Consider the following 20,294-nt stretch of genomic DNA (forward strand, 5'->3'; position numbering starts at 1 on the left):
GTTTTGCCTGTCTTCACCAGGGCTTACGTGTATTTATCCTACAATAGATTTTTTCCTCCGGCATTTCAAAATGTTATATAAAATCAAATCGTTAGTTGTTTTTACTTTGTCGGTAGCTGTGGCAATTGCGGTTGCGGTAAGAGTTTTTGAGGTTGCCAAAGGGCTTCAGAACTCAGAGGAAACAGCATTTCTCGCATTTCCGCTTTCCGTCATGATCCCTGCTTTGGCCTATCTTTTTTTGGCAACACGGCGGGGCATGTTTTCGCAAGAAGGGGTTTTGATGCAGCTTGGCACAATGATCCAACTGATGCTCATCATTGCATTGCCGAAGTTCGCGCTTTTTCTTGCGTTAGGTATACCGGTCGTTTTTCTGGTGGTTGAGATTTTCGAAACACGGTTTCCGATAAAGATCCGATTGTGGGTCAAAAAGCAGATCATCTCATGTTGAACTTGGACCTGCCCGAACCGCTTATGCTGGCCCTTAGATGGTTGCTTTTGCTTGGGCCAATATGTTTGGTGATGTTCTTCGCTTTTCTCCGAGAAACACCCCGACGCGCAAAAATTGGGGGGTTGTTCGCCTTTCTCTATGGTGTGCCGCTAATTTTCGTCACGCACTCGTTGGCCATTCACTTCGGTTGGTGGCGCTACGGGTGGGATGCTTTGATGCTTAACGGTATTCCGGCAGACATACTCATTGGTGGCGCAATACTCTTTGGTCCCGGACTATTTTTCGCGTTTCCGAACGTCAGCCCGCTTGTGATATGCCTGCCGATCATCATTGGATTGCACTCGATCCTGTTTAGCTCCTTGGAGCCACTCGTGTACGCTGGCCCGAATTGGTTCTTGGGGGTGGTATTCGTTTTTGTCACCGCTCACATCCCTGCAATCTATCTGGCTAGGTGGACGGCTGAGGACCGCCATCTTCCGATGCGCTGTGCGTTGCTCGCAATTATGACGGGCGGGATGATTTTTGCCATTTTGCCTTCACTCATCATGCATGCGATGGGCGGAGAATGGGGGCTACTTGAACGTCCAATATGGAGTACCGTTTTAGCAGCGGTATTGTTGGGATTTGCTTCAGTCATCGGTCTATCTGCGAACCAAATGCTTTGCTTGCAGGGTGGCGGCACCCCAATCCCTCTCGATCCGACGAAATGTCTCGTACGTTCCGGTATCTATGCCTACGTTTCAAATCCTATGCAGCTTTCTGCGGCTCTTTGCTGGATCATCCTGGGTTTGTATCTTCAAAATGCATGGGTAATCGCTGCTGCGGGCATGGCCTGGGTATTTGTTCAAGGTATGGTGCGCTGGCACCACCGGTATGATCTCCTCAAACGTTTTCCCGAAGGGTGGCCTGAATATAAAGAACACGTGCCCGAATGGCTTCCGCGTTGGAAGCCGTGGGTTCCAACACCTGCACGCTTCACGGTTGATACTGCGGAAGTCGTTTGGCCAAAAGCGCTGCGCGGCGCAACGGGTCTCTCGATCGAAACTTCGAACGGTTCAACAACCTACCAGCCAAAGGGTGAAACGCGGCAGTTCGGCGGCATAGAGGCGCGTTTATTCGCGATGACCCATATCAATTTCGCATGGGCAATCGCGGCGCATGCAGCTTTGATCATTGTTTTACCGGCGAAGTACGTTCTGTCTCAGGCCGCCCGACCCGCGAGGGCGCGGTTATGACAGGTCCAAGGCTGCTGCCTTCAAACCCATCGGCCTTTATGCTGGGTCTTGATAGCCTAACAGCAATTCGCGGTGACCAGCTCGGTTTTTATGCGCGCATGCGGGAGACACACGGGGATCACGTGACCCTTCGCCTGGGGCCTTTCAAATCGCACCTGTTCTTCCATCCTGATCACATTGAGGCTTTGCTAGCCCGCAATTCCCAGTCTTTCATACGTTTCAAGAAACTGACAAAAGTGGTACGGCAGTGGAACGGTAACAGCCTTCTTGTTGAAGAAGGGGATGGCTGGCGCGTCCGGCGCAGGAAGGTTTTGCCAGCGTTTCAGACGCGTAGGTTGCCCGCATATGGTAAAGCGGCCGTTCTGGAAGCGGAACAGTTGTGTCGCTCAATGCGCGGCGCACATGTGTCGGACACACTCAGTTTCGACACCGATGCTGTAATGGCCAAGCTTACATTGGACATCGCGACCCGAACATTGTTTGGAGCGCCTCCGCGCAAAAACGGATTTGAGATAGAACGTGCTATCCAAATCTTGTCGGACACGGCATTCTCTGAATCGACATCGCCGGTCTCACTGCCGGATTGGTTGCCGTTTAAACGAAAACGCCAAAAGCGTTGGGCCATGCAAGTGATGGATGATCTGGTGTCCGGTCTTGTTCGTGCCGGAATCGATCGGCAAGAGGGCGCAAACTCGACAGATTTGTTGGGATCACTTATCGAGCATCATCAAGGAGATTTCACCGAAATCCGGGATGATGTCATGAGCCTTCTCATTGCTGGGCATGAAACGTCGGGTGCACTTCTGAGTTGGTTTTTTGCTTGCTTGGCCGTGTTTCCTGATTGTCTTACTTCCGTACTGGGTGAACTGAGACAGGTGCTGGGTGGAACTTCACCGACACCGGAAGCGCTTTCGGACTTGCCGATTTTGCGTGCGACGATCAATGAGACGCTTCGGCTTTACCCTCCTGCATATACTCTTTTCCTAAGGGAAGCTGTTGAACCGGTTGATATAAATGGTGTGAATCTGGCGAGAGGAGAACTGGCTCAAATCGTCCCATACACGACCCATCGTGATCCACGTTTTTTTCCTGATCCAGATAATTTCGACCCAACGCGTTTTTTGAAAGAGCCAACTTGGCCACAATTTAGCTATTTGCCGTTTGGGGCAGGGCCGCGTGTTTGCATTGGGCAGAATTTTGGCCTTATGGAAAGTTGTCTTGTTGCAGCAACGATCTTGCAACGGATGTCTCCGCTTCCAATGAAAAGTATACCCACACCGTCCGCCAAGTTCTCATTGCGCCCGTCAGGTGGCTTAGAGATGAACTGGCGTTTAGTCTAGGAAGCGGTGCCGCTGTTCGGGCGTTGGCAAAAGGCAGTCTTTCTTCATTCCGAACCAACGCAGTCGATTTCTTGCAACAATATCGTAAATACCGTCTCGGATTACGCGAGGAATGAAACGTAAAACACAAAACCATGACCAAGGCCTTTTGAGTTCGCCCAATAAGATCACGGTCGCGTCTGATTTCGTCAGCGCCTGTCCTCGCCGGACCACCAAGTAAGTCAAATTGAGGTCTTCTGGTTTGAAATCAAACCTGTCTGCGAGCGCTTTCCCAAAAGTCTTTCGAGACGACGCAAAGCGCACATTTTCGGACGCCTCATGTCTCAGAATAAATCTGACCCAGTGACTGCAAAGAATACAATCACTGTCGAAAACGACGACGATATCGTCATCGAAACCAACATCGTTGTTAACAAATTTGTCCGTCAGGGTGTTTGCTCTCATATTCATCGCAACTGCTACCCCTTTTTAGTCCGATGTCGGCTTGCCTAAACAGAGAAACTCACAAAATAGGTGACAACAGACGGGCGCCTTGGGCGAGGACCTGGAAGGCGTAGCTGCGGGATTGGAAGGCATCGGGCCAGGTGAGGCGGGCGTTGGAAAAATCTTCTTCCAGCATTTTTTCGACCTTGCCGATCATGCGTTCATGGGTGAACCACAGGGTCAGTTCAAAATTGATCTGGAAGGAGCGGTTGTCCATGTTGAGGGTGCCGATTGATACCAGTTCGTCATCCAAAAGCGCCACCTTTTGGTGCATGAAGCCGTCGGTGTAGCGGTAGACCTTAACGCCGCGCTGAACCAGGACATCCTCGTAAGCGTGGCTGGCCAGCCAGACGGTCCAATGATCACGTTTTTCCGGCAAGAGAATCCGCACATCGACACCGCGCATGGCAGCGGCGGCCAGTGCGGTTTGCACATCTAGAGACGGAACGAGGTAGGGGGAGGTAATCCAGAGCCGGGATTTTGCCTGTGCGGCGGCCTCAACATAGGCGATCGCACATTCTTCAAGCTTGTCGGCTGGACCGGTCGGCATCACCAGGATCGATTCATCTCCCGGCATCGGGACATCACTGACTTGCGGCAATTCAATGTGGGTTCCGCTGGCCCAAAGCCAATCTTCCACAAAGGACAGGGCACAAGCGACAGTGGCGGGGCCCTCGATGCGCACATGGGTGTCCCGCCAGCGGCCAAACCACTTGCTGCGGCCGATATATTGATCCGCCACATTGTGCCCGCCAACAAATGCTTCGCGGTAGTCGATCACCACCAGTTTGCGATGATTACGGTAGTTGAGCCGCATTGGCCCGAGCATTTTTAAGAACTTGTGGTTTTCATTAAAACCACAGACCTTAACCCCGGCGTTGGTCAATCGGTCGATAAAGTCGTGTGATAGAGCGTGGCTGCCGACGTCGTCGTAAAGGAAATAAACATCGATCCCATCCTTGGCCCGGGCAATCAGGGCGTCGGCCATCTCCCGGCCAAGGGCATCGTCGTGGATGGCAAAGAACTGAAAAAAGATCACTGACTCGGCGCGGGCGATCCCATCTTTGATTGCCGTGAAAGTCGCGTCACCGTCGATCAAGAGATCAGAGGTGTTGCCGGCCAGGAACGGCATGCCGGCAACCCGCGTGAGCACCGGCCAATCGCGGGTTTCTTCATGGTCCGTCAGTCCGAGTTCATCGGCTCTGCGGGCCCGCTCGGTTCGTCCAAGCGTTGTCTGGATTTTGGCGTAATCTGAAAACGACCGCCAGCCGAAGATGAAATAGAGCGGAACAGTTAGGTAAGGCAGGAAGAACAGGGACAGGAGCCAGGCCACCGACCCCTGGGAAGTGCGGGAATACATCACTTCCCGCACCGCGCAAATAAGGGCGACAGTATAAAACGCCAGCAGCGCCGCAGCGACCAGACCCAGGTTGTTGGCCAGTATATCCAGCCACGTCAGGTCGGTCGCGGCATCCTGAAGGACCCGTTCGGTGCCGGCTAGGCCGTCTTTGAGCGCAGGATCATCAGAATTCATGCCTAGTCTGGCGCGGTTCGCTCCCCCTTGGTTTTAGGCAAATGGCGGTTTTAGGCTGGTTGTCCGTTCGAGCCATCCCGGCACAGGCAGGTTCTTCGATTTCAAGAACTCCGGATTGTAGAGTTTGGACTGGCTGCGGGTGCCGTGATCGCACAGGATCGTCACGATTGTGTGCCCGGGGCCCAGGTCTTTGGCGAGACGTTTGGCGCCGGCGAGGTTGATGGCGCTGGAGCCACCCAGCAGCAGGCCTTCGTGTTCCGCCACGTCAAAGACGAGCGGCAAAGCTTCTTCATCTGGAATGGCATAAGGATAGTCGACTTTCACATCACCAACGATCACGGTCGAGCGCCCAAGGCCAATGCCTTCTGCGATAGAGCCGCCGTCGGTTGCCTTGGCTTCACCGTCCTTGAAGAGGTGGTACATGCCGGCACCGAGCGGATCGGCACAGCCAATTGTCACGCCGGGTTTTTGTTCGCGAAGGAAGGTGGACACTCCGGCCAAGGTGCCGCCGGATCCCACCGCACAGATAAAGCCGTCGATCTTGCCGCCGGTTTGTTCCAAAATCTCTGGACCAGTGGTGAGATAATGGGCTTTCCGGTTGTCGAGATTGTTCCATTGGTCGGCGAACAGGACACCATTCGGTTCGGTTTTTGCCATTTCTTCCGCGAGCCGGCGGGCAACGTGCTGATAGTTGTTCGGGTCTTTGAACGGTTTCGCCGGGACCTCCAGAAGCTCTGCGCCACACATGCGCAGCATGTCCTTTTTCTCCTGGGTCTGGGTTTCCGGGATTACGATCACGGTGCGGTAGCCGCGGGCACTTGCCACCAATGCCAGGCCAATACCCGTGTTGCCGGCAGTGCCTTCAACAATCACACCGCCGGGTTTTAGATCACCGCGGGCTTCGGCCTCCAAGATCATCTGCCGGGCAGGGCGGTCTTTCACCGATTGCCCCGGATTCATGAATTCGGCTTTGCCGAGAATTTCGCAGCCTGTTTCTTCAGAAAGGGCTTTGAGGCGGATAAGCGGTGTGTTGCCAATGGCATCAACAACAGATGCGGACACAGACATTCAATCAATCCTGACTGGTAAATGCGGACAGCGGGGCGGTCCGGCAGACATTGTATGTAGCTGCAGACGCTAATGATCTGAACGCCTGCGATCAAGCTTGCAATGTAAGATCTGTGATGGCGAATGCCATATCTTTAATGGTAAATTGGCGCTTAAAAGCCGTTTTCAGGAAAAGTAAAGCCTGAGTTGTTCTTCTCAGGTTATGGATAACTTGGCATTTTTGGCCTATTTATCCCGTGAATTGATCCGGTTTCAACGCCAGTGCGTAGGTGGGGTGTTGACCGGAATAAAAAGGCCGCTATGAGAGTAGAGATGGAAAAGAACGTGACCGGGATGGATGAGTTGCTGGCTGGCTATGCCGCCGGAACCCTGACTTATCCGGCTCAGGCATTGATCGGCGCTCATCTCGAATTGAGCGATCAAAGCCGCAGTTACGTCAATTCCCTGGAGACACTGGCCGGAACTGGCCTTGCCGACAGTGACCCTGTCGCCTTGTCTGATCGGGAAAATCTTTTGGATTCGATCTTCTCAGACGAAGATCCGATCATCGGCGAAGGCTTCGGGTTGCCGGCTGAGGTTAATTCTTCGGATGTGCCGCAATCGCTTAAGACCATCATCGGAAAACCTATGAAGGACTTGCCCTGGAAATCCCTTCTTCCGGGCGTAAAAGAATGCAAGCTCGGTGAAATTGACGGCTGCGATACGAGCCTGTTGTGGATCCGCGGCGGACGCAGGATGCCGTCCCATACCCATCATGGAACAGAGTTGACGCTTGTTTTACAGGGTGGTTTTTCAGATGAAGGCGGCCATTACATAACCGGTGATGTGGCTTTTGCCGATGGTGACATTGATCACAAACCGGTCGCCGATGATGGCGAGGATTGCATCTGTTTTGCGGTCACCGCCGGACGCCTGGAACTGACCGGTCCTATTGGCCGCTGGTTTGCCCCCTTCATGCGCGGATGATCAATCCAAATCCTTAGACTTTGCGTATTAAGAGCAAGGACCTAAGGAGAAATATTTGTCCAGCAATCACTTTGTTGCCGCCCCGTCCGACGGAGCTGCATGGATTACCGGTGCGAGCTCGGGAATTGGCCGTGAACTTGCGCTAGATCTGGCCCGGACTGGTTGGCAAGTCGCGGTCACTGCACGCTCGGAAAAAGGCTTGAGCGAGCTTCAGTCTGAAGCGTCTGACCTTCGCGGGGACATTCATGTCTTCGCCGGGGATGTAACCGACACCAGACAGATGGCCCAACATTGCGCCGATATTTCTGCCAATTTCGGCGGCTTAGCACTTCTCATCGCAAATGCAGGAATTTACTTGCCACAAGATGGCCTTGACGGTGAAATCGATGCTTACCGAAAGACCTTCGACGTCAATTTGATGGGCACGGTCAATGTGGTACTGCCCACTATCGCAGTGATGGGACAGGCAGGGCAGGGGCAAATTGCCCTTGTATCCTCCGTTGCCGGGTATAGCGGGCTGCCGACATCGGCAGCTTACGGGGCAAGCAAAGCTGGTTTGATCAACATGGCGGAAAGCCTGAAGTTTGATCTGGACCGTGCCGGGATCCATATTCAGGTCATCAATCCCGGATTTGTCGATACGCCAGCGACGAAGTCCAACCCGTTTCCAATGCCATATCTGATGACACCGGATGACGCGGTAAAAGCCATTCGGAAAGGTCTACAGGACCCGGACGCCTTCGAGATTGCTTTTCCCAGACCTTTTGTCAGACAACTCAAAGCCTTAAAACTGCTGCCCTACCGGCTCTATTTCAAACTTGTTCGCAAATCGACAGGTTGGGACAAGAAATAAGCCGGGTCTTGCCCGGCTTAAGTTCTGTTTTTTTCTCAAGAGGTCTTTTCATAGACCATTTGGCGCACATCTATGTTGCCGGCCCTAAATCCGGCTTCGCAGTAATGCAGATAAAACTCCCAGAGGCGCTTGAAGCGTTCATCAAACCCCATGGGGCTGATCTGTGGCCAGGCCGTACGGAACCGCTGGCGCCATTCCGACAAGGTGCGGGCGTAATCCTGCCCGAAGATTTTTTGTTCGGTCAGATCAAGGCCGAGAGATTTCCCAATTTCCGTAAGTTTCTCTGGTGGTGGCAGCATGCCGCCTGGAAAAATGTAGCGCTGGATGAAATCGGTGCCCCGCCTGTAATCCTCAAACATCCGGTCTTGAATGGTGATGATTTGGAGACCGGCTTTGCCGCCAGGTTTCAGGCAACTGGAGACTTTTTCGAAATAGGTCGACCAGTATTTCTCGCCGACCGCCTCAAACATCTCGATAGACGCGATCCGGTCATATTGACCTTTTTCATCGCGGTAATCCTGAAAGACGATTTCGACTTTCTCATTCAGCCCGGCATTGAAAATACGTTCTCTGGCATAATCGTATTGTTCCCTGGAAATTGTGAGGCCACGGACATTTGCACCGATTGTTTTGGCAACATGTTCGGCAAAACCGCCCCAGCCACAGCCGATCTCAAGAACGGAGTGACCGGGTTCAATGCCAGTCTGCCGGATCAAAGACGTATATTTTTCAGCCTGAGCTTCTTCCAAATCCTTGGTGTCACTGTTGTAGAGCGCCGAGGAGTAGGTCATCGAAGGATCGAGCCATTTTTTGTAAAATGCGTTTCCGAGATCATAGTGCGCTGAGATATTGCGTTTGGAGCCGCGTTTTGTGTTGGCGTTCAGCCAATGGCGGAACGACAGCAGCAAACGGGTGAGCGGGCGGCCTTGTAGGGCTTCAAGCGTCGAACTCTGGTTGATACAGAACACTTCCAGGAAGGTTGTAACATCCGGGGAGGACCAATAACCGGCCATAAATGCTTCGCCAACACCGACGTCACCGCCATTCACGACCATCTGAAAGAAACGCCAGTTGTGGATTTTCAGAACACCTTTTGGTCCATGCTCTACACCATTGATCAAAAAAATACGGCCATCCGGGAACGTGATTTCCAATGAACCGAAGCGGATTTTAAGCGCCAGACTTGCGGCGATCCGGGCAAGACGCGGCACGCCTCGCAACTCACTGCGGATATTGTCGCCGGTCAAAACAATAGGCCCACTCATACCGAACCTCTTGAAATGTTAGGTGTTGTTTTCTGCCATAGGCCTGGGGCGTTGCGCCGGTCCGTCTGGTAGTCTCTTACATCTTTTGCGGGCCGTTTATGAAATGGTACACGCTTGCGCCAGATTTTAAAGGCTTGCCAATGGATTGCGGCCATGACCTTGAAAGTTAGGAGCGGCACACGCAGGCAGGCGAGTAGGAGTTTGTGGGTCGTCGCGGCTTCCTGGTAGCCGGAAAAGGTTGCCGATAAGAGCGGTCCTTTATCGTCGGTTTCCAGGATCCGGATGCGGACCTCTTTGCCGGGTGGCAGCATCCGAAAATGGTAGTGCTGCTCCATGCTGATGAACGGTGAAACGTAGAATTCTTTCTTTTGATCCTGGCGGACGCCGGCATCGCTCATCTGGCCGTCAGTGACAGGTGCCACATAAGTATGAAGGCCGCCAAAGGTGTTCCTGACTTCATATACGATCGCCGTCAGCGCGCCGGTTTCGTCGTAAGCATAATAGACGCTGAGCGGATTGAAGCCGTAACCGAGAAGACGCGGATAAGCGAGCAAAAGAATACGGTTCGCTGGCGGCAAGCCCTTCTGGCTCATAAGCCCATCAATGTGAGTGCGAAGACTGCTGCCGTCCCGTGGACCGTGATCTTTTTCATGAAACGACAGAAGATTGAACCGGTTGACTGATAAAATGCGGCTTTGCCGCGCGGCGTCCGGTAACCGGTCCAAATCAATCAGCAGGTTGAACACCTCATAGGAGAACCGGTGGGTTTTTGGTTTCATCCTGTGATGCATAACCGCGCCTTGAAAAAGTGCCATCGCCGCATCCGGTGGTGGCCCATTGTCAGACATCCGGTTTTTGGAATCTCCTTTCCTCATTCGGCAGCTTCCAAAACTGAATAGGGCTCATGCTGTTGCTCCCACGGGAGCACCGCACCGAGCGTTTTTGCGACATTGAGGCCGGATACAAGGCCGTCCTCATGAAAGCCATGTCCATTCCAGGCGCCGCAAAACCAGGTGTTGTTGACACCTTGAATGTGGTGAAGCTGCTTTTTCGCAGCCAGAGCGCCAGCATCAAATTGCGGGTGGTCGTAGATGTATTTGGCGAAAGTCTTGTCTTCACGCGGCGCTTGAAACGGATTGAGGGTCACGAAAACCGGTTTTGAGCGATCCAAGTTCTGCAACCGGTTCATCCAGTAGGACACTGTCACATCTCGGGTTTCGCCAGCGTCCCGGTCTGACATGTAATTCCACGATGCCCAGACTTGTTTCTTTTTCGGCATGAGGTCTTCATCCCGGTGCAGATAGACTTCATTTGGCCGGTAGCGGATGGCACTCAAAATCCGGCGTTCTTCTGCACTTGCATCGCCGAGCATGGCAAGGCTCTGATCGGAATGGCCCGCCAGGATCACGTGATCAAAAGTGTCTACATGACCGGTAATGTCGCGGATAATAACCTTGCCATTTTGGCGAAGGATTTCGACCACTTCACTGCCAAGCCGGACTTTGTTCTCAAAAGGTGCAATCAGTTTCTGAACGTAATTGCGGCTGCCGCCAGAGACTGTGCGCCATAGCTGACGGTCCAAAGATAAAAGGCGGTGGTTGTCGAAAAAAGAGACAAAACTTTCTGCCGGGTAGGCGCGCATTTCGTTGATTGGCGTGGACCAAATGGCCGCTCCCATGGCGAGCAAATAGTCGTTGATGAAGCCTTTGGAGTAACGCTCTGCCTCCAGATATCCACCCAGCGTCTGGCCTGCGAGTTTACCGTCTGCCAGATCTACGACCGCCTGCTTGTTGAAACGCAGGATATCGCGCAGCATCTTCAAAAAGCGTGGAGATACGAGGTTTTTCCGCTGCGCGAAAACCGTGTTGAGCGAGTCGCCGGACCATTCCAATTTGCCGCAGTCCGCAGAGAGCGCAAAACTCATGTCCGTGATCTCGGTGCCAACGCCCAGATGATCCAGCAATGCGGTGAAGTTGGGATAGTTCAATTCGTTGTAGACGATAAAACCCGTGTCGACCGACATTGGCGTCCCGTCATAATCAATGTCCGCCGTGGCGCTGTGGCCGCCGGGCCGCAAGCGTTTTTCATAAAGTACAATGTCGTGATGGGCGTTCAGCGCCCATGCCGCGCTGTTTCCAGAAATCCCTGAGCCGATGACGGCAATCCGCATGTCTTTTCCTTTGGCCTTAAAAGGCCGTTTTGATTTCCAGAGCCGGAAACCAAAACGGCTGAACAATTAAGTTTCAAAACGGTCTACGGCCTTGCATAAAATCCGGATCACGCAGGGCAATGAAATTTATGAGAAATTTCCAGTAAACGATGAACACCGTTGAAAATGGTAGATTGGTGCATCCCACTATTCAATACGCCAAGCCCCTGAATCAAAAGAACCGGCCTACTGGCCGGTTCAACTGAGATTTGTCCATGTGGGAGGCGGCCCGCTCCGAAGAGCGGGCCTTGTGACCTGTTCGCGGGGACTAATGGCGATCAGGCTTGTAGGGTATCAACCAGCCAGGTCCAGGCGACTTTCACCCGAGTGGTGGCTGCGTCGAAGAAGGCAACAACCTTCTCCCAAACCAATTGGCCGAAATCTGCAATTTGAAGCATCGTGCCTTTGCGGACCGGCTCATTGCCCGTTTCGATCAGTTCGACAGCGGCAGAATTCACGCCATCATTGATGACGCGGCGTGTCACCATCAGAGAACCTTCGCTGATCAAGCGGGATTCATCCTTGCCAGCCACTACAGTTTCCGGGGCTAGGGCGTTGACGACCACCGCCCGGCCATCTGGTAGGAGATGGGTTTCGTTGGTGCTGACTTCGGAATCGTAAATGACCTCTCCATAAGAATCGATTAATTCGACCCAAACGGCTTTACGTCCCTGCAACTCAATTTCGCCAACCCAAATGGTCAATTCACTTTCCAGCGGATCCTTTTGATCAAAGGACGCCGATGCCACGGTGACCGCGAGGCGGTCTTCCGGCAAAGTGATGGTTTCCTGCGGCAATGGATTGGCAACAGCGCTTCCCGCGAAAGCGAGGATGAGGCCAAGCGCAAATGCTCCTGCTTTGGTATTCCGTTGCATGATCGCCTCCCGAGGCTTCAACAACAAATTTCACCGCGCTTTTTGGGGCCATTGCGATCGTGGTCCATTTTGGACTTCTTGACCAAATTCCTTATGCTTTTTGTTTTTGTTCGTGAAAGCGCCCCTTTTGCGCAGCCACTATTCTGCCATTATCGCACCACAATCTGGTGAATGGGTGTAACATACATCACAAAACGCGCTATTTCCGGTTACTTTCCGTTAATAAGTGTGTCTTCAATACCTCAGTGCAAGCAAAATCACGTCCAAGTGATCGAAATACGCTCGCGATAATTGACAATAAAATTCGTCTTTCGATTGTGGTGTTGCAAAATCAGCACGCAATTTGGCCGGTTTTTGCCGCGTTTTTTAGGATCAAAAACCACCGATTAATTTTGGATATCTTCAATTTAGGCTGGTTTTTCACCGCCAGAGGGGCACCGGCAGCGAAGAAAGTTATCATGGCCTCAGCCAGGCGGCTGCTGTCCAATTTGCGGTTAAAGCAAACTGCCATCACTTAACGTTAAATGTGTCAGGAGGCCTTTCTAATTGTGAAACCCAAGAAATGGGACAATGTCAAAAAATGCAAAAAGGACTTTTATTCTGAAGCAGAGAATAGTTTAAGGAATTTGTAATTAAAGGCGAAGCTAATGCCCTTACGGAAAAAGAAAAATATATGCATCCGATACAGAGGGATAACGCAAAATGACACATGTGAATAATATCAATGCCAAAAAGAAGCTTTCAATACTTGCTGTTGTTCTTGGCTCTGCCGCTCTATCCGGTGCTGCCTATGCTGATAACATTGTTGTCGGTGTTGAGGAGCTGAATTACTTTCCGCATTACACCATGGACGGTGGTGAATATGGTGGATTTGGCCGGGCGCTCTTTGATGCCTGGGCTGCCGATCGCGGGCACACGGTCGAATACAGAGCATTCCCGATTAAGCGCCTCTTTGAAAATCTTGTCGAAGGCAAGATAGACATGAAATATCCGGACAACGCGTATTGGTCATCCGACATGAAAGACGGCAAGTCGGTCGTTTATTCGGAGAAGGTGGTTGAATACATTGACGGCGTATCCGTGAAGCCTGGAAATGTCGGAAAAGGCATGGATTCGGTCAAAAAGCTGGGCACAGTGCGTGGTTTCACGGCTTGGTCTTGGCTCGATGTAATCAATTCCGGTGCTGTGAAAGTGTCGGAGAACAAAGCGCTCGAAGGCGTGATCAAACAGACGTTGGCAGATCGTGTTGACGCCGCCTACGCGAATGTTTCCGTGATCCAGTATCAGCTGGACAAGATGGGAAGTGCCAAGGCCCTAACATTCGATCCGGACCTGAAACATACGCGTGACTTCTATTACGCCAGCACCACGACCAAGCCGGAGTTGATCTCCGATTTCAATTCTTGGATGGCAGATAACGCAGCCAAGGTCGATGCCTTGAAGGCGGAATATAAGGTTACGCTCAACTGACGAGCTGACCGAACTGAATCAAAAGGCCCGGCCAACGTTTGGTCGGGCCTTTTTTGTATTTTGGGGTTTCTCTCGCTAAGCGCCGGACATTATGCGTAGAAAGCCGGCATAGACGGTTGCGCTAGCTTGCAAGCCTTCGTCCGATTGTAAAGAAGCCGCGCTAAAGGGAGAGCCGTGAGCATTGTTCGAAGCTCACAACAATGGTGCGGCTTAGTGCTACGTCTAACAAAGTAAAGGAAAAGAGTGGCTCCCTGAGTAGGACTCGAACCTACGACCCAGCGATTAACAGTCGCTTGCTCTACCAACTGAGCTATCAGGGATCACCGTGCGGCGGTCAGTGCGTCACCGCCCCCGTCGATGGAGATGCGTATAACGCAGGCTTTATCCGTTTGCCAAGCCCTGAAATGCGTTTTTTTCTTCTTCGCGATATTTTTTTGTCAGGTATGTGGAAAACTGCAATTTATTCAGGTGGCTAGCGGTTTCTTTCTCTTGTTGAAAGTTGCGTGATTTCAAACGCTCTTCGGATCGGGAATGTAAATCCTGACAAGTCGCCTGGATTTTGAAACCGTCAGCCTCTCAATCACTATTCTCGGTAGGCAGTCCGCGCTTGTGCTGCCGGAAAGTTCCGGCTACGAAGGGAAATGACGGTTCCGGTACCAAGTGTTTTGGTCCGGATGAAACGGGAATCCGGTAAGTCGTTAGTCAACGGCCAATCCGGAGCTGCCCCCGCAACTGTGAGCGGTGAGTGCTGGCGCAAAACCCACTGGTGTGTCGTACAGGGCTTTCTGTATGCAGCCGGGAAGGGGCGCTGGAAACTTGGAACTGCGAGCCAGGAGACCGGCCGTCTTTTTTGCAACTCAAAACGCTGTCGGGCGGACGGCGGGGAGAATTTGGTGACAGACACGACCGGCCACCGGGCCACATTTGTATTTGGCGGCGCACGCTCGGGCAAAAGCGAGTTTGCAGAACAGCTTGCCAACACGTCCGGCCTTCAGAAATTCTACATAGCCACAAGTGCCGTCTTCGATCCGGAGATGAGTGAAAGGATTGGTCAACACAGGCACCGCCGCGGAGCCTCTTGGACCACGATCGAAGAGCAGATCGATCTTGCGGGTGTTTTGGAAAAAACGCTGGCACCTGACCGGGTCGTCTTGGTTGATTGCCTGACTTTGTGGCTCTCCAATCTGACCTACACCGAGAAAAGAACCGAAGCAGAAATCAAACGGCTCCTGTCCGTTTTGAGCGCACCAGCCGGTCCGTGCATCTTCGTTTCCAACGAAGTGGGCATGGGCATTGTGCCGGAAAACAAACTGTCGAGGTCGTTCCGCGATGCGCAGGGGCGTCTCAATCAGGATATGGCAACAGTTTGCGACCAGGTTGTTTTCGTCGCTGCCGGACAGCCGCTGCTTCTTAAACCCAACTCTCAGCCGGACATCGGACTATGACTTCTTCTAAACTCCAGCCGGGTCAAAAGATCCCGGCGACCATCGTGACCGGATTTCTGGGGGCGGGCAAAACGACACTGATCCGTAATCTCCTGCAAAATGCGGATGGCAAGCGGATCGCTCTGATTGTCAATGAGTTCGGTGATATGGGCTTTGACGGCTCCTTGGTGAACGGCTGTGCCGATCCGGACTGTTCGGCTGAAGAAGTTGTCGAGCTGACCAACGGCTGTATTTGCTGCACGGTGGCGGACGATTTCCTGCCGACCATGGAGATGCTTTTGGCGCGGGATAATCCGCCGGAGCATATCGTTATTGAGACATCTGGCCTGGCTCTGCCGCAGCCGTTGGTGCGGGCCTTCTCTTGGCCGTCCGTCAAGCCGAAAGTGACGGTGGATGGTGTCGTGACGGTGCTGGATGCTGCAGCCCTGGCGGAAGGCCGGATAGCACTCGATGAAGCGGCTTTGGAAGCCCAGCGCGCTGCCGATGAAGCGCTGGATCATGAAAGCCCGGTTGAAGAGCTCTTTCATGATCAGCTGCGCTGTGCCGATCTTGTTGTTCTGAACAAGGCAGATCTTGTCGCGGACGACGCGCTTAAAGGTGTCCAGGAAAGAATTTCCAAAGACGTGCGCCCGGCCGTGCATATCGTTTCATCGGAAAAAGGCACCTTACCGATTGAGGTGTTGCTGGGCCGTGGTTCTGCGGCCGAAGACGACATGGCCGCCCGCCACGAGCACCATCATCATCACCATGATGACGATTATGAACACGAGCATGATGATGACCATGACCATGACCATCACCATCACCATCACCATGATCACCACCACGACCACCATCATCACGATGATTTTGAGAGTTATGTGATCGGCGTTCCGGCATTTGCTTCCCTAAAGGATGCCGAGGCGCGCGTTTTGGACGCTATGGCTCTGAAGGGTGTCTTGCGGATCAAAGGGGCGGTTCAAATTGAGGGCAAGGTCGCGCCGGCGATGGTGCAGGCGGTTGGGCCGCGGGTGGAAACCTGGTTCGCCGCGGGCGCGGAAAGTTCCGGCAAACTCGTGGTCATAGGTCTCAAGGGGCTTGACCTGGGTGCGGTTCGCGGCCTGCTTGGAGAGGCTGCGCAAGCTGCCGAGTGATCAAGTTTGGAGGCGGTTGAGTTTTGCTTCCCCGGCCGGGGTCTGTTTCCCAAACGGTCCCGGCTCAATCCTTGGGCCGCGGGTAAACTGCATACTATCTATTCAGTAGCTTTGCCGCGTTGATGGCAAACGGACTGGATCCCATGGTCAAGCCATGGGATGACGAAAAAGCAGCTGTAGGCAGCTAGCAAACTGGCGACAGAATAAAGAGAAAAACCTGAATGCATATTCTTGCGAGCCAGACGCGGCGCATTGATGATGGAGGCGATGCGGTCGATCTCGGCCAGCAGCCGGCTGATATCCTGTTTCTCTCCGCTGCCGATACAGAGCTTGGCAGTTTTGCAGCCGCCCACACCGGGCTCGGGCCGGACCGGGCCAGCTTGCGGCTCGCCAATCTGATGGCACTGGCGCATCCCTATTCGGTCGACCTTTATGCCGAGCAAACCATGCGTGGCTCCAGGCTGGTGATCTTACGTATTCTGGGCGGGATAGAATACTGGCGTTACGGCCTGGAACGGTTTTCGGAAGAAGCACGCGCCAGCGAGATCGATTTGATTGTTATCCCTGGCGATGACAAATGGGATGAGGCGCTCACAAGTCACTCCACGCGGGGTATGGACGAAGTCCACCAGGTCTGGCGCTATTGCGTCGAAGGCGGCGCAGAGAACTATGCCAATGCGCTGCGTTATGCTGCCAATCTGATCGGCAAGGCCGAAGAGCCCGCTCATCCCGTGCCGTTGCCCCGGGCCGGCATTTACCTACCTGGTCACGCCGCACCAGATCTGGACGCTTTAGAGGCGACGTGGACAGACCCGTCCGCTCCTGTTGCTGCGATCACGTTTTATCGTGCGCTGGTTCAAGGCTCGCAAACCGCGCCCATTGATGCGCTTGTTAAGGCGTTGGCGGAAGCTGGGGTCAATGCACTGCCGGTCTTCGTCTCAAGCCTCAAGGAAGCAGAATCCATTGCCGTTCTGGAGGCGTTGTTCGACGGGGCAAAACCGGACGTAGTGCTCAATGGCACCGCCTTTGCTGTCTCCAAGGCGGGTGCTGCCCATCAACCGACGCCGCTCGACAAATGGGGCAAGCCGGTTCTGCAGGTTGTGTTCTCTTCAAGCTCTAAAGAAGGCTGGGAAGAGAGTGACCAGGGACTGTCGATCCGCGATCTTGCCATGCATGTGGTGCTGCCGGAAATCGATGGCCGCCTGCTGACGCGCGCCGTGTCTTTCAAGGAAGAGGGCGTATTTGACGAGGCAACCCAGTCAACACCGGTGAAGTTCACGCCGGTTCCGGACCGGATGCGGTTTGTTGCGGAGCTCGCGGCCAACTGGGCGCGACTTGGCCATGTTCCGGCTTCGAATAAGAAAACAGCGCTGATCCTCGCCAACTATCCCAACAAGGATGGGCGCCTAGCCAATGGCGTTGGCCTGGATACGCCTGCGTCTTGCGTGACAGTGCTGAAGGCCATGGCCAAGGCCGGATATGATGTCGGCGCTGCCCCGCAGTCCTCTGCTGAATTGATGGATGTCCTGACCACCGGCGTGACCAACGCGCTGGAGGGGCGTGAGGCGCGCGGTGATTACCAAACGTTGCCGCTGGATACCTACAAAACAGAATTTGCCAAACTGCCCGCCACTGTTCGGGCAGCTGTCGAGGAGCGCTGGGGCGCACCGGAGCAAGATCCATATATTGTGGACGGTGATTTCAGGCTTGCCTTACACCGGTTCGGCAATCAAGTGGTCGGCATCCAGCCAGCGCGTGGTTACAACATCGACCCCAAGGAAACCTATCACGATCCGGATCTGGTGCCGCCGCACCACTATTTTGCCTTTTACATCTGGCTGCGCCGGGAGTTCGGCGCCGATGCTGTGATCCATCTTGGCAAACACGGCAATTTGGAATGGCTGCCGGGCAAGGCGCTTGCGCTGTCGGAAGACTGTTTTCCGGAAGCCGTCCTCGGACCGACACCCAACATCTATCCCTTTATCGTCAATGATCCGGGCGAGGGTGCACAGGCCAAACGGCGGACGTCCGCTGTCATTGTCGATCACCTAACACCGCCACTGACGCGGGCTGAAAGCCACGGCGTTGCCGAAGAACTCGAGACGCTGCTGGATGAGTATTATCTGGCAAGCGGTGTCGACCCCCGGCGGCTGAAGGCACTGACACGAGACATACTGGATGCTGCTTCCCGGCACGGCCTCGACAAGGACATCGGTATATCGGACGACATGGACGAGGATACGCGCCTTGCCCGTCTCGATGCGCATTTGTGTGACCTGAAAGAGCTGCAGATCCGCGATGGCCTGCATATTCTGGGAGAAAGCCCGGAAGGTGAGTTGCTGACGGATCTTCTGGCCGCTCTGGTGCGTGTGCCGCGAGGGAACGATACGTATCAAAACAGTTTGCAGCGGGCGCTGGCAGAGGATTTGGCGCTCTCAGGTTTTGACCCGCTGAACTGCGATTTTTCTGCCTTCTGGACCGGTGCAAAACCACAGATCTTAGCAGAACAGTCCGATGCCCCCTGGCGATCGAACGGCGATACGGTGGAGCGTCTAGAATTGCTCGCCCAAAAGATCATCGCGGGCGATGTGATCGCGTCCTCTGAATGGACGGCTGTCCAGGCGGTGGTGCAGGAAATCGAAACCCGCATCCGGCCATCGGTGACAGGATCGGGCAAAGCCGAACTGGACGCTGTGCTGACCGGGCTCAGCGGCGGGTTTGTTGCGCCCGGTCCGTCTGGTGCGCCGTCCCGTGGCCGCCCAGACGTTCTGCCGACGGGCAAGAATTTTTATTCGGTCGATGTGCGCGCGGTACCGACGGAAACCGCTTGGAGGCTGGGTCAGCAATCAGCTTCGCTGGTGGCCGAGCGCTATTTTCAAGAAGAAGGCGAGTGGCCAAAGTCGCTGGTTCTGACGTGCTGGGGCACGGCCAACATGCGCACCGGTGGGGACGACATTGCCCAAGCGCTGGCCTTGATTGGGGCCAAACCTGTCTGGGAAACAGCCTCGGGCCGGGTCACCGGTTTTGAAATCCTCAAACTCTCCGAGCTTGGCCGGCCGCGCATTGATGTCACGCTGCGGGTCTCTGGCTTCTTCCGCGATGCTTTTCCGCACCAGATGGATCTTTTTGACAGTGCGGTCCGGGCCATCGGGGCATTGGAGGAGCCGACGGAGGCCAATCCTGTCGCTGCTCGTATGAAAGCGGAAGCGGCCAAACTGGCGGGCGAGGGCATCTCCATTGATGAAGCCCAGCGCCGCGCAGGTTTCCGTGTCTTTGGGTCTAAGCCGGGCGCCTACGGTGCAGGTCTTCAGGCCCTGATCGATGAGGGTATCTGGGAAGAACGCGGCGATTTTGCCGACGCCTTCCTGACCTGGGGCGGCTATGCCTACGGCGGTGGTGCCGGCGGCGATCAGGCCCGCGGCGAACTGGAGGGTAGGCTCGCATCTGTTGATGCGGTTCTGCACAACCAGGACAACCGCGAGCACGATCTTCTCGACAGCGACGATTATTACCAGTTCGAGGGCGGTCTAGCTGCGACTGTCGAACAGTTGAAGGGCGATGCTCCGAAAATCTATCACAACGATCATTCGCGCCCCGAGCGACCGGTCGTGCGGTCCTTGTCGGAGGAAATCGGGCGTGTCGTGCGTGGCCGGGCGGCCAATCCCAAATGGATCAAGGGTGTGATGCGCCACGGCTACAAGGGTGCCTTTGAGATGGTCGCAACGCTCGACTATCTGTTCGCGTTCTCAGCGACCACGCGTGCGGTCGGGGATCATCATTTCGATCAGCTTTATGAAGCCTATCTGGAGGATGAGAGCGTTCGCGATTTTCTTCAGGACGCGAATCCGGCAGGGTACCAGGAAATGCTGGCCCGTTTTCAGGAGGCGCTGGATCGCGGCCTATGGACGCCGCGGCGTAATTCGACCCATGCTGCGCTTCAAGACTTGAACAAGACACAATAATCTGGAGG

At 54.1% G+C, this 20,294-nt stretch carries 15 protein-coding genes, 1 tRNA gene and 1 riboswitch; of the genes, 8 read left to right on the plus strand and 8 right to left on the minus strand.

Going from position 1 to position 20,294, the window contains the following annotated elements:
* The first annotated feature begins 441 nt into the window (after window positions 1-441).
* Together ACOOFE_RS12260 and ACOOFE_RS12265 are read left to right on the plus strand one after the other, a co-directional pair.
* Window positions 442-1,683 (plus strand): methyltransferase family protein, encoded by a 1,242-nt coding sequence (locus ACOOFE_RS12260; RefSeq protein ID WP_420415178.1) that lies wholly within the window; start codon window positions 442-444, stop codon window positions 1,681-1,683.
* Between the two features lie 122 nt (window positions 1,684-1,805).
* A complete protein-coding gene (locus ACOOFE_RS12265) occupies window positions 1,806-3,023 on the plus strand; it encodes a cytochrome P450 (protein WP_420415179.1) in 1,218 nt (405 codons plus the stop codon).
* Here ACOOFE_RS12265 and ACOOFE_RS12270 read toward each other — a convergent pair.
* Genes ACOOFE_RS12270 through ACOOFE_RS12280 form a run of 3 tightly spaced genes read right to left on the minus strand, consistent with a single transcriptional unit; the run spans window position 3,015 to window position 6,108 of the window.
* Window positions 3,015-3,473 carry a thiol-disulfide oxidoreductase DCC family protein gene (locus ACOOFE_RS12270; protein ID WP_420415180.1) on the minus strand — a complete coding sequence of 153 codons (459 nt, stop codon included), beginning with the start codon at window positions 3,471-3,473 and terminating at the stop codon, window positions 3,015-3,017. The genes ACOOFE_RS12265 and ACOOFE_RS12270 overlap by 9 nt on opposite strands.
* A gap of 52 nt (window positions 3,474-3,525) precedes the next feature.
* A complete protein-coding gene (cls, locus tag ACOOFE_RS12275) occupies window positions 3,526-5,040 on the minus strand; it encodes a cardiolipin synthase (protein WP_420415181.1) in 1,515 nt (504 codons plus the stop codon).
* Window positions 5,041-5,073: 33 nt separating this feature from the next.
* Window positions 5,074-6,108 carry a cysteine synthase A gene (locus tag ACOOFE_RS12280; RefSeq protein WP_420415182.1) on the minus strand — a complete coding sequence of 345 codons (1,035 nt, stop codon included), beginning with the start codon at window positions 6,106-6,108 and terminating at the stop codon, window positions 5,074-5,076.
* A 312-nt stretch (window positions 6,109-6,420) separates the two neighbouring features.
* Between ACOOFE_RS12280 and ACOOFE_RS12285 the strand changes: the two genes are divergently transcribed.
* Together ACOOFE_RS12285 and ACOOFE_RS12290 are read left to right on the plus strand one after the other, a co-directional pair.
* Window positions 6,421-7,074, plus strand: coding sequence for a ChrR family anti-sigma-E factor (locus ACOOFE_RS12285; protein WP_420415183.1), 654 nt, complete (start codon window positions 6,421-6,423; stop codon window positions 7,072-7,074).
* A 55-nt stretch (window positions 7,075-7,129) separates the two neighbouring features.
* Entirely contained in the window at window positions 7,130-7,927 is a 798-nt protein-coding gene (locus ACOOFE_RS12290; RefSeq protein WP_420415184.1) for an SDR family NAD(P)-dependent oxidoreductase, read from the plus strand.
* 35 nt (window positions 7,928-7,962) lie between these two features.
* Here ACOOFE_RS12290 and ACOOFE_RS12295 read toward each other — a convergent pair whose 3' ends face one another.
* The 4 genes from ACOOFE_RS12295 to ACOOFE_RS12310 form a co-directional block, all read right to left on the minus strand.
* Entirely contained in the window at window positions 7,963-9,192 is a 1,230-nt protein-coding gene (locus ACOOFE_RS12295) for a class I SAM-dependent methyltransferase (RefSeq protein ID WP_420415185.1), read from the minus strand.
* Window positions 9,189-10,067 (minus strand): DUF1365 domain-containing protein, encoded by an 879-nt coding sequence (locus ACOOFE_RS12300; RefSeq protein ID WP_420415186.1) that lies wholly within the window; start codon window positions 10,065-10,067, stop codon window positions 9,189-9,191. The genes ACOOFE_RS12295 and ACOOFE_RS12300 overlap by 4 nt, the downstream gene beginning before the upstream one ends.
* Window positions 10,064-11,362, minus strand: a complete 1,299-nt coding sequence (locus ACOOFE_RS12305; protein WP_420415187.1) for an NAD(P)/FAD-dependent oxidoreductase — start codon at window positions 11,360-11,362, stop codon at window positions 10,064-10,066. Before ACOOFE_RS12305 ends, ACOOFE_RS12300 begins: the two co-directional genes overlap by 4 nt.
* 317 nt (window positions 11,363-11,679) lie before the next feature.
* A complete protein-coding gene (locus ACOOFE_RS12310) occupies window positions 11,680-12,276 on the minus strand; it encodes a hypothetical protein (protein WP_420415188.1) in 597 nt (198 codons plus the stop codon).
* A 702-nt stretch (window positions 12,277-12,978) separates the two neighbouring features.
* Here ACOOFE_RS12310 and ACOOFE_RS12315 point away from each other — a divergent pair.
* A complete protein-coding gene (locus ACOOFE_RS12315) occupies window positions 12,979-13,746 on the plus strand; it encodes a substrate-binding periplasmic protein (protein ID WP_420415189.1) in 768 nt (255 codons plus the stop codon).
* 244 nt (window positions 13,747-13,990) lie between these two features.
* Here ACOOFE_RS12315 and ACOOFE_RS12320 read toward each other — a convergent pair.
* Window positions 13,991-14,066: transfer RNA gene (locus ACOOFE_RS12320), tRNA-Asn, on the minus strand.
* A 308-nt stretch (window positions 14,067-14,374) separates the two neighbouring features.
* Window positions 14,375-14,607, plus strand: a riboswitch (cobalamin riboswitch).
* 32 nt (window positions 14,608-14,639) lie between these two features.
* On the opposite strand from ACOOFE_RS12320, the gene cobU reads away from it, so the two are divergent.
* From cobU to cobN, 3 genes are all read left to right on the plus strand, one after another.
* The gene (cobU, locus tag ACOOFE_RS12325) at window positions 14,640-15,191 is read left to right on the plus strand and encodes a bifunctional adenosylcobinamide kinase/adenosylcobinamide-phosphate guanylyltransferase (RefSeq protein ID WP_420415190.1); all 552 of its coding nucleotides are present in this window, start codon (window positions 14,640-14,642) and stop codon (window positions 15,189-15,191) included.
* Complete coding sequence (cobW, locus tag ACOOFE_RS12330) at window positions 15,188-16,324, plus strand: cobalamin biosynthesis protein CobW (RefSeq protein WP_420415191.1); 1,137 nt, start codon at window positions 15,188-15,190, stop codon at window positions 16,322-16,324. Before cobU ends, cobW begins: the two co-directional genes overlap by 4 nt.
* A gap of 221 nt (window positions 16,325-16,545) precedes the next feature.
* Window positions 16,546-20,286, plus strand: coding sequence for a cobaltochelatase subunit CobN (gene cobN / locus ACOOFE_RS12335; RefSeq protein ID WP_420415192.1), 3,741 nt, complete (start codon window positions 16,546-16,548; stop codon window positions 20,284-20,286).
* Window positions 20,287-20,294 lie beyond the last annotated feature (8 nt).

The sequence above is a fragment of the Roseibium sp. genome (assembly GCF_965216085.1).
Classification (GTDB): domain Bacteria; phylum Pseudomonadota; class Alphaproteobacteria; order Rhizobiales; family Stappiaceae; genus Roseibium.

Excerpts from the sequence above, each read along its gene's own strand:
- ACOOFE_RS12295 (WP_420415185.1), bottom strand. The coding sequence starts at position 9,192 with ATGAGTGGGCCTATTGTTTTGACCGGCGACAATATCCGCAGTGAGTTG.
- ACOOFE_RS12270 (WP_420415180.1), bottom strand. The coding sequence starts at position 3,473 with ATGAATATGAGAGCAAACACCCTGACGGACAAATTTGTTAACAACGAT.
- cls (WP_420415181.1), bottom strand. The coding sequence starts at position 5,040 with ATGAATTCTGATGATCCTGCGCTCAAAGACGGCCTAGCCGGCACCGAA.
- ACOOFE_RS12310 (WP_420415188.1), bottom strand. The coding sequence starts at position 12,276 with ATGCAACGGAATACCAAAGCAGGAGCATTTGCGCTTGGCCTCATCCTC.
- ACOOFE_RS12305 (WP_420415187.1), bottom strand. The coding sequence starts at position 11,362 with ATGCGGATTGCCGTCATCGGCTCAGGGATTTCTGGAAACAGCGCGGCA.
- cobN (WP_420415192.1), top strand. The coding sequence starts at position 16,546 with ATGCATATTCTTGCGAGCCAGACGCGGCGCATTGATGATGGAGGCGAT.
- ACOOFE_RS12285 (WP_420415183.1), top strand. The coding sequence starts at position 6,421 with ATGGAAAAGAACGTGACCGGGATGGATGAGTTGCTGGCTGGCTATGCC.
- ACOOFE_RS12300 (WP_420415186.1), bottom strand. The coding sequence starts at position 10,067 with ATGAGGAAAGGAGATTCCAAAAACCGGATGTCTGACAATGGGCCACCA.
- ACOOFE_RS12280 (WP_420415182.1), bottom strand. The coding sequence starts at position 6,108 with ATGTCTGTGTCCGCATCTGTTGTTGATGCCATTGGCAACACACCGCTT.
- cobW (WP_420415191.1), top strand. The coding sequence starts at position 15,188 with ATGACTTCTTCTAAACTCCAGCCGGGTCAAAAGATCCCGGCGACCATC.
- ACOOFE_RS12315 (WP_420415189.1), top strand. The coding sequence starts at position 12,979 with ATGACACATGTGAATAATATCAATGCCAAAAAGAAGCTTTCAATACTT.
- ACOOFE_RS12260 (WP_420415178.1), top strand. The coding sequence starts at position 442 with ATGTTGAACTTGGACCTGCCCGAACCGCTTATGCTGGCCCTTAGATGG.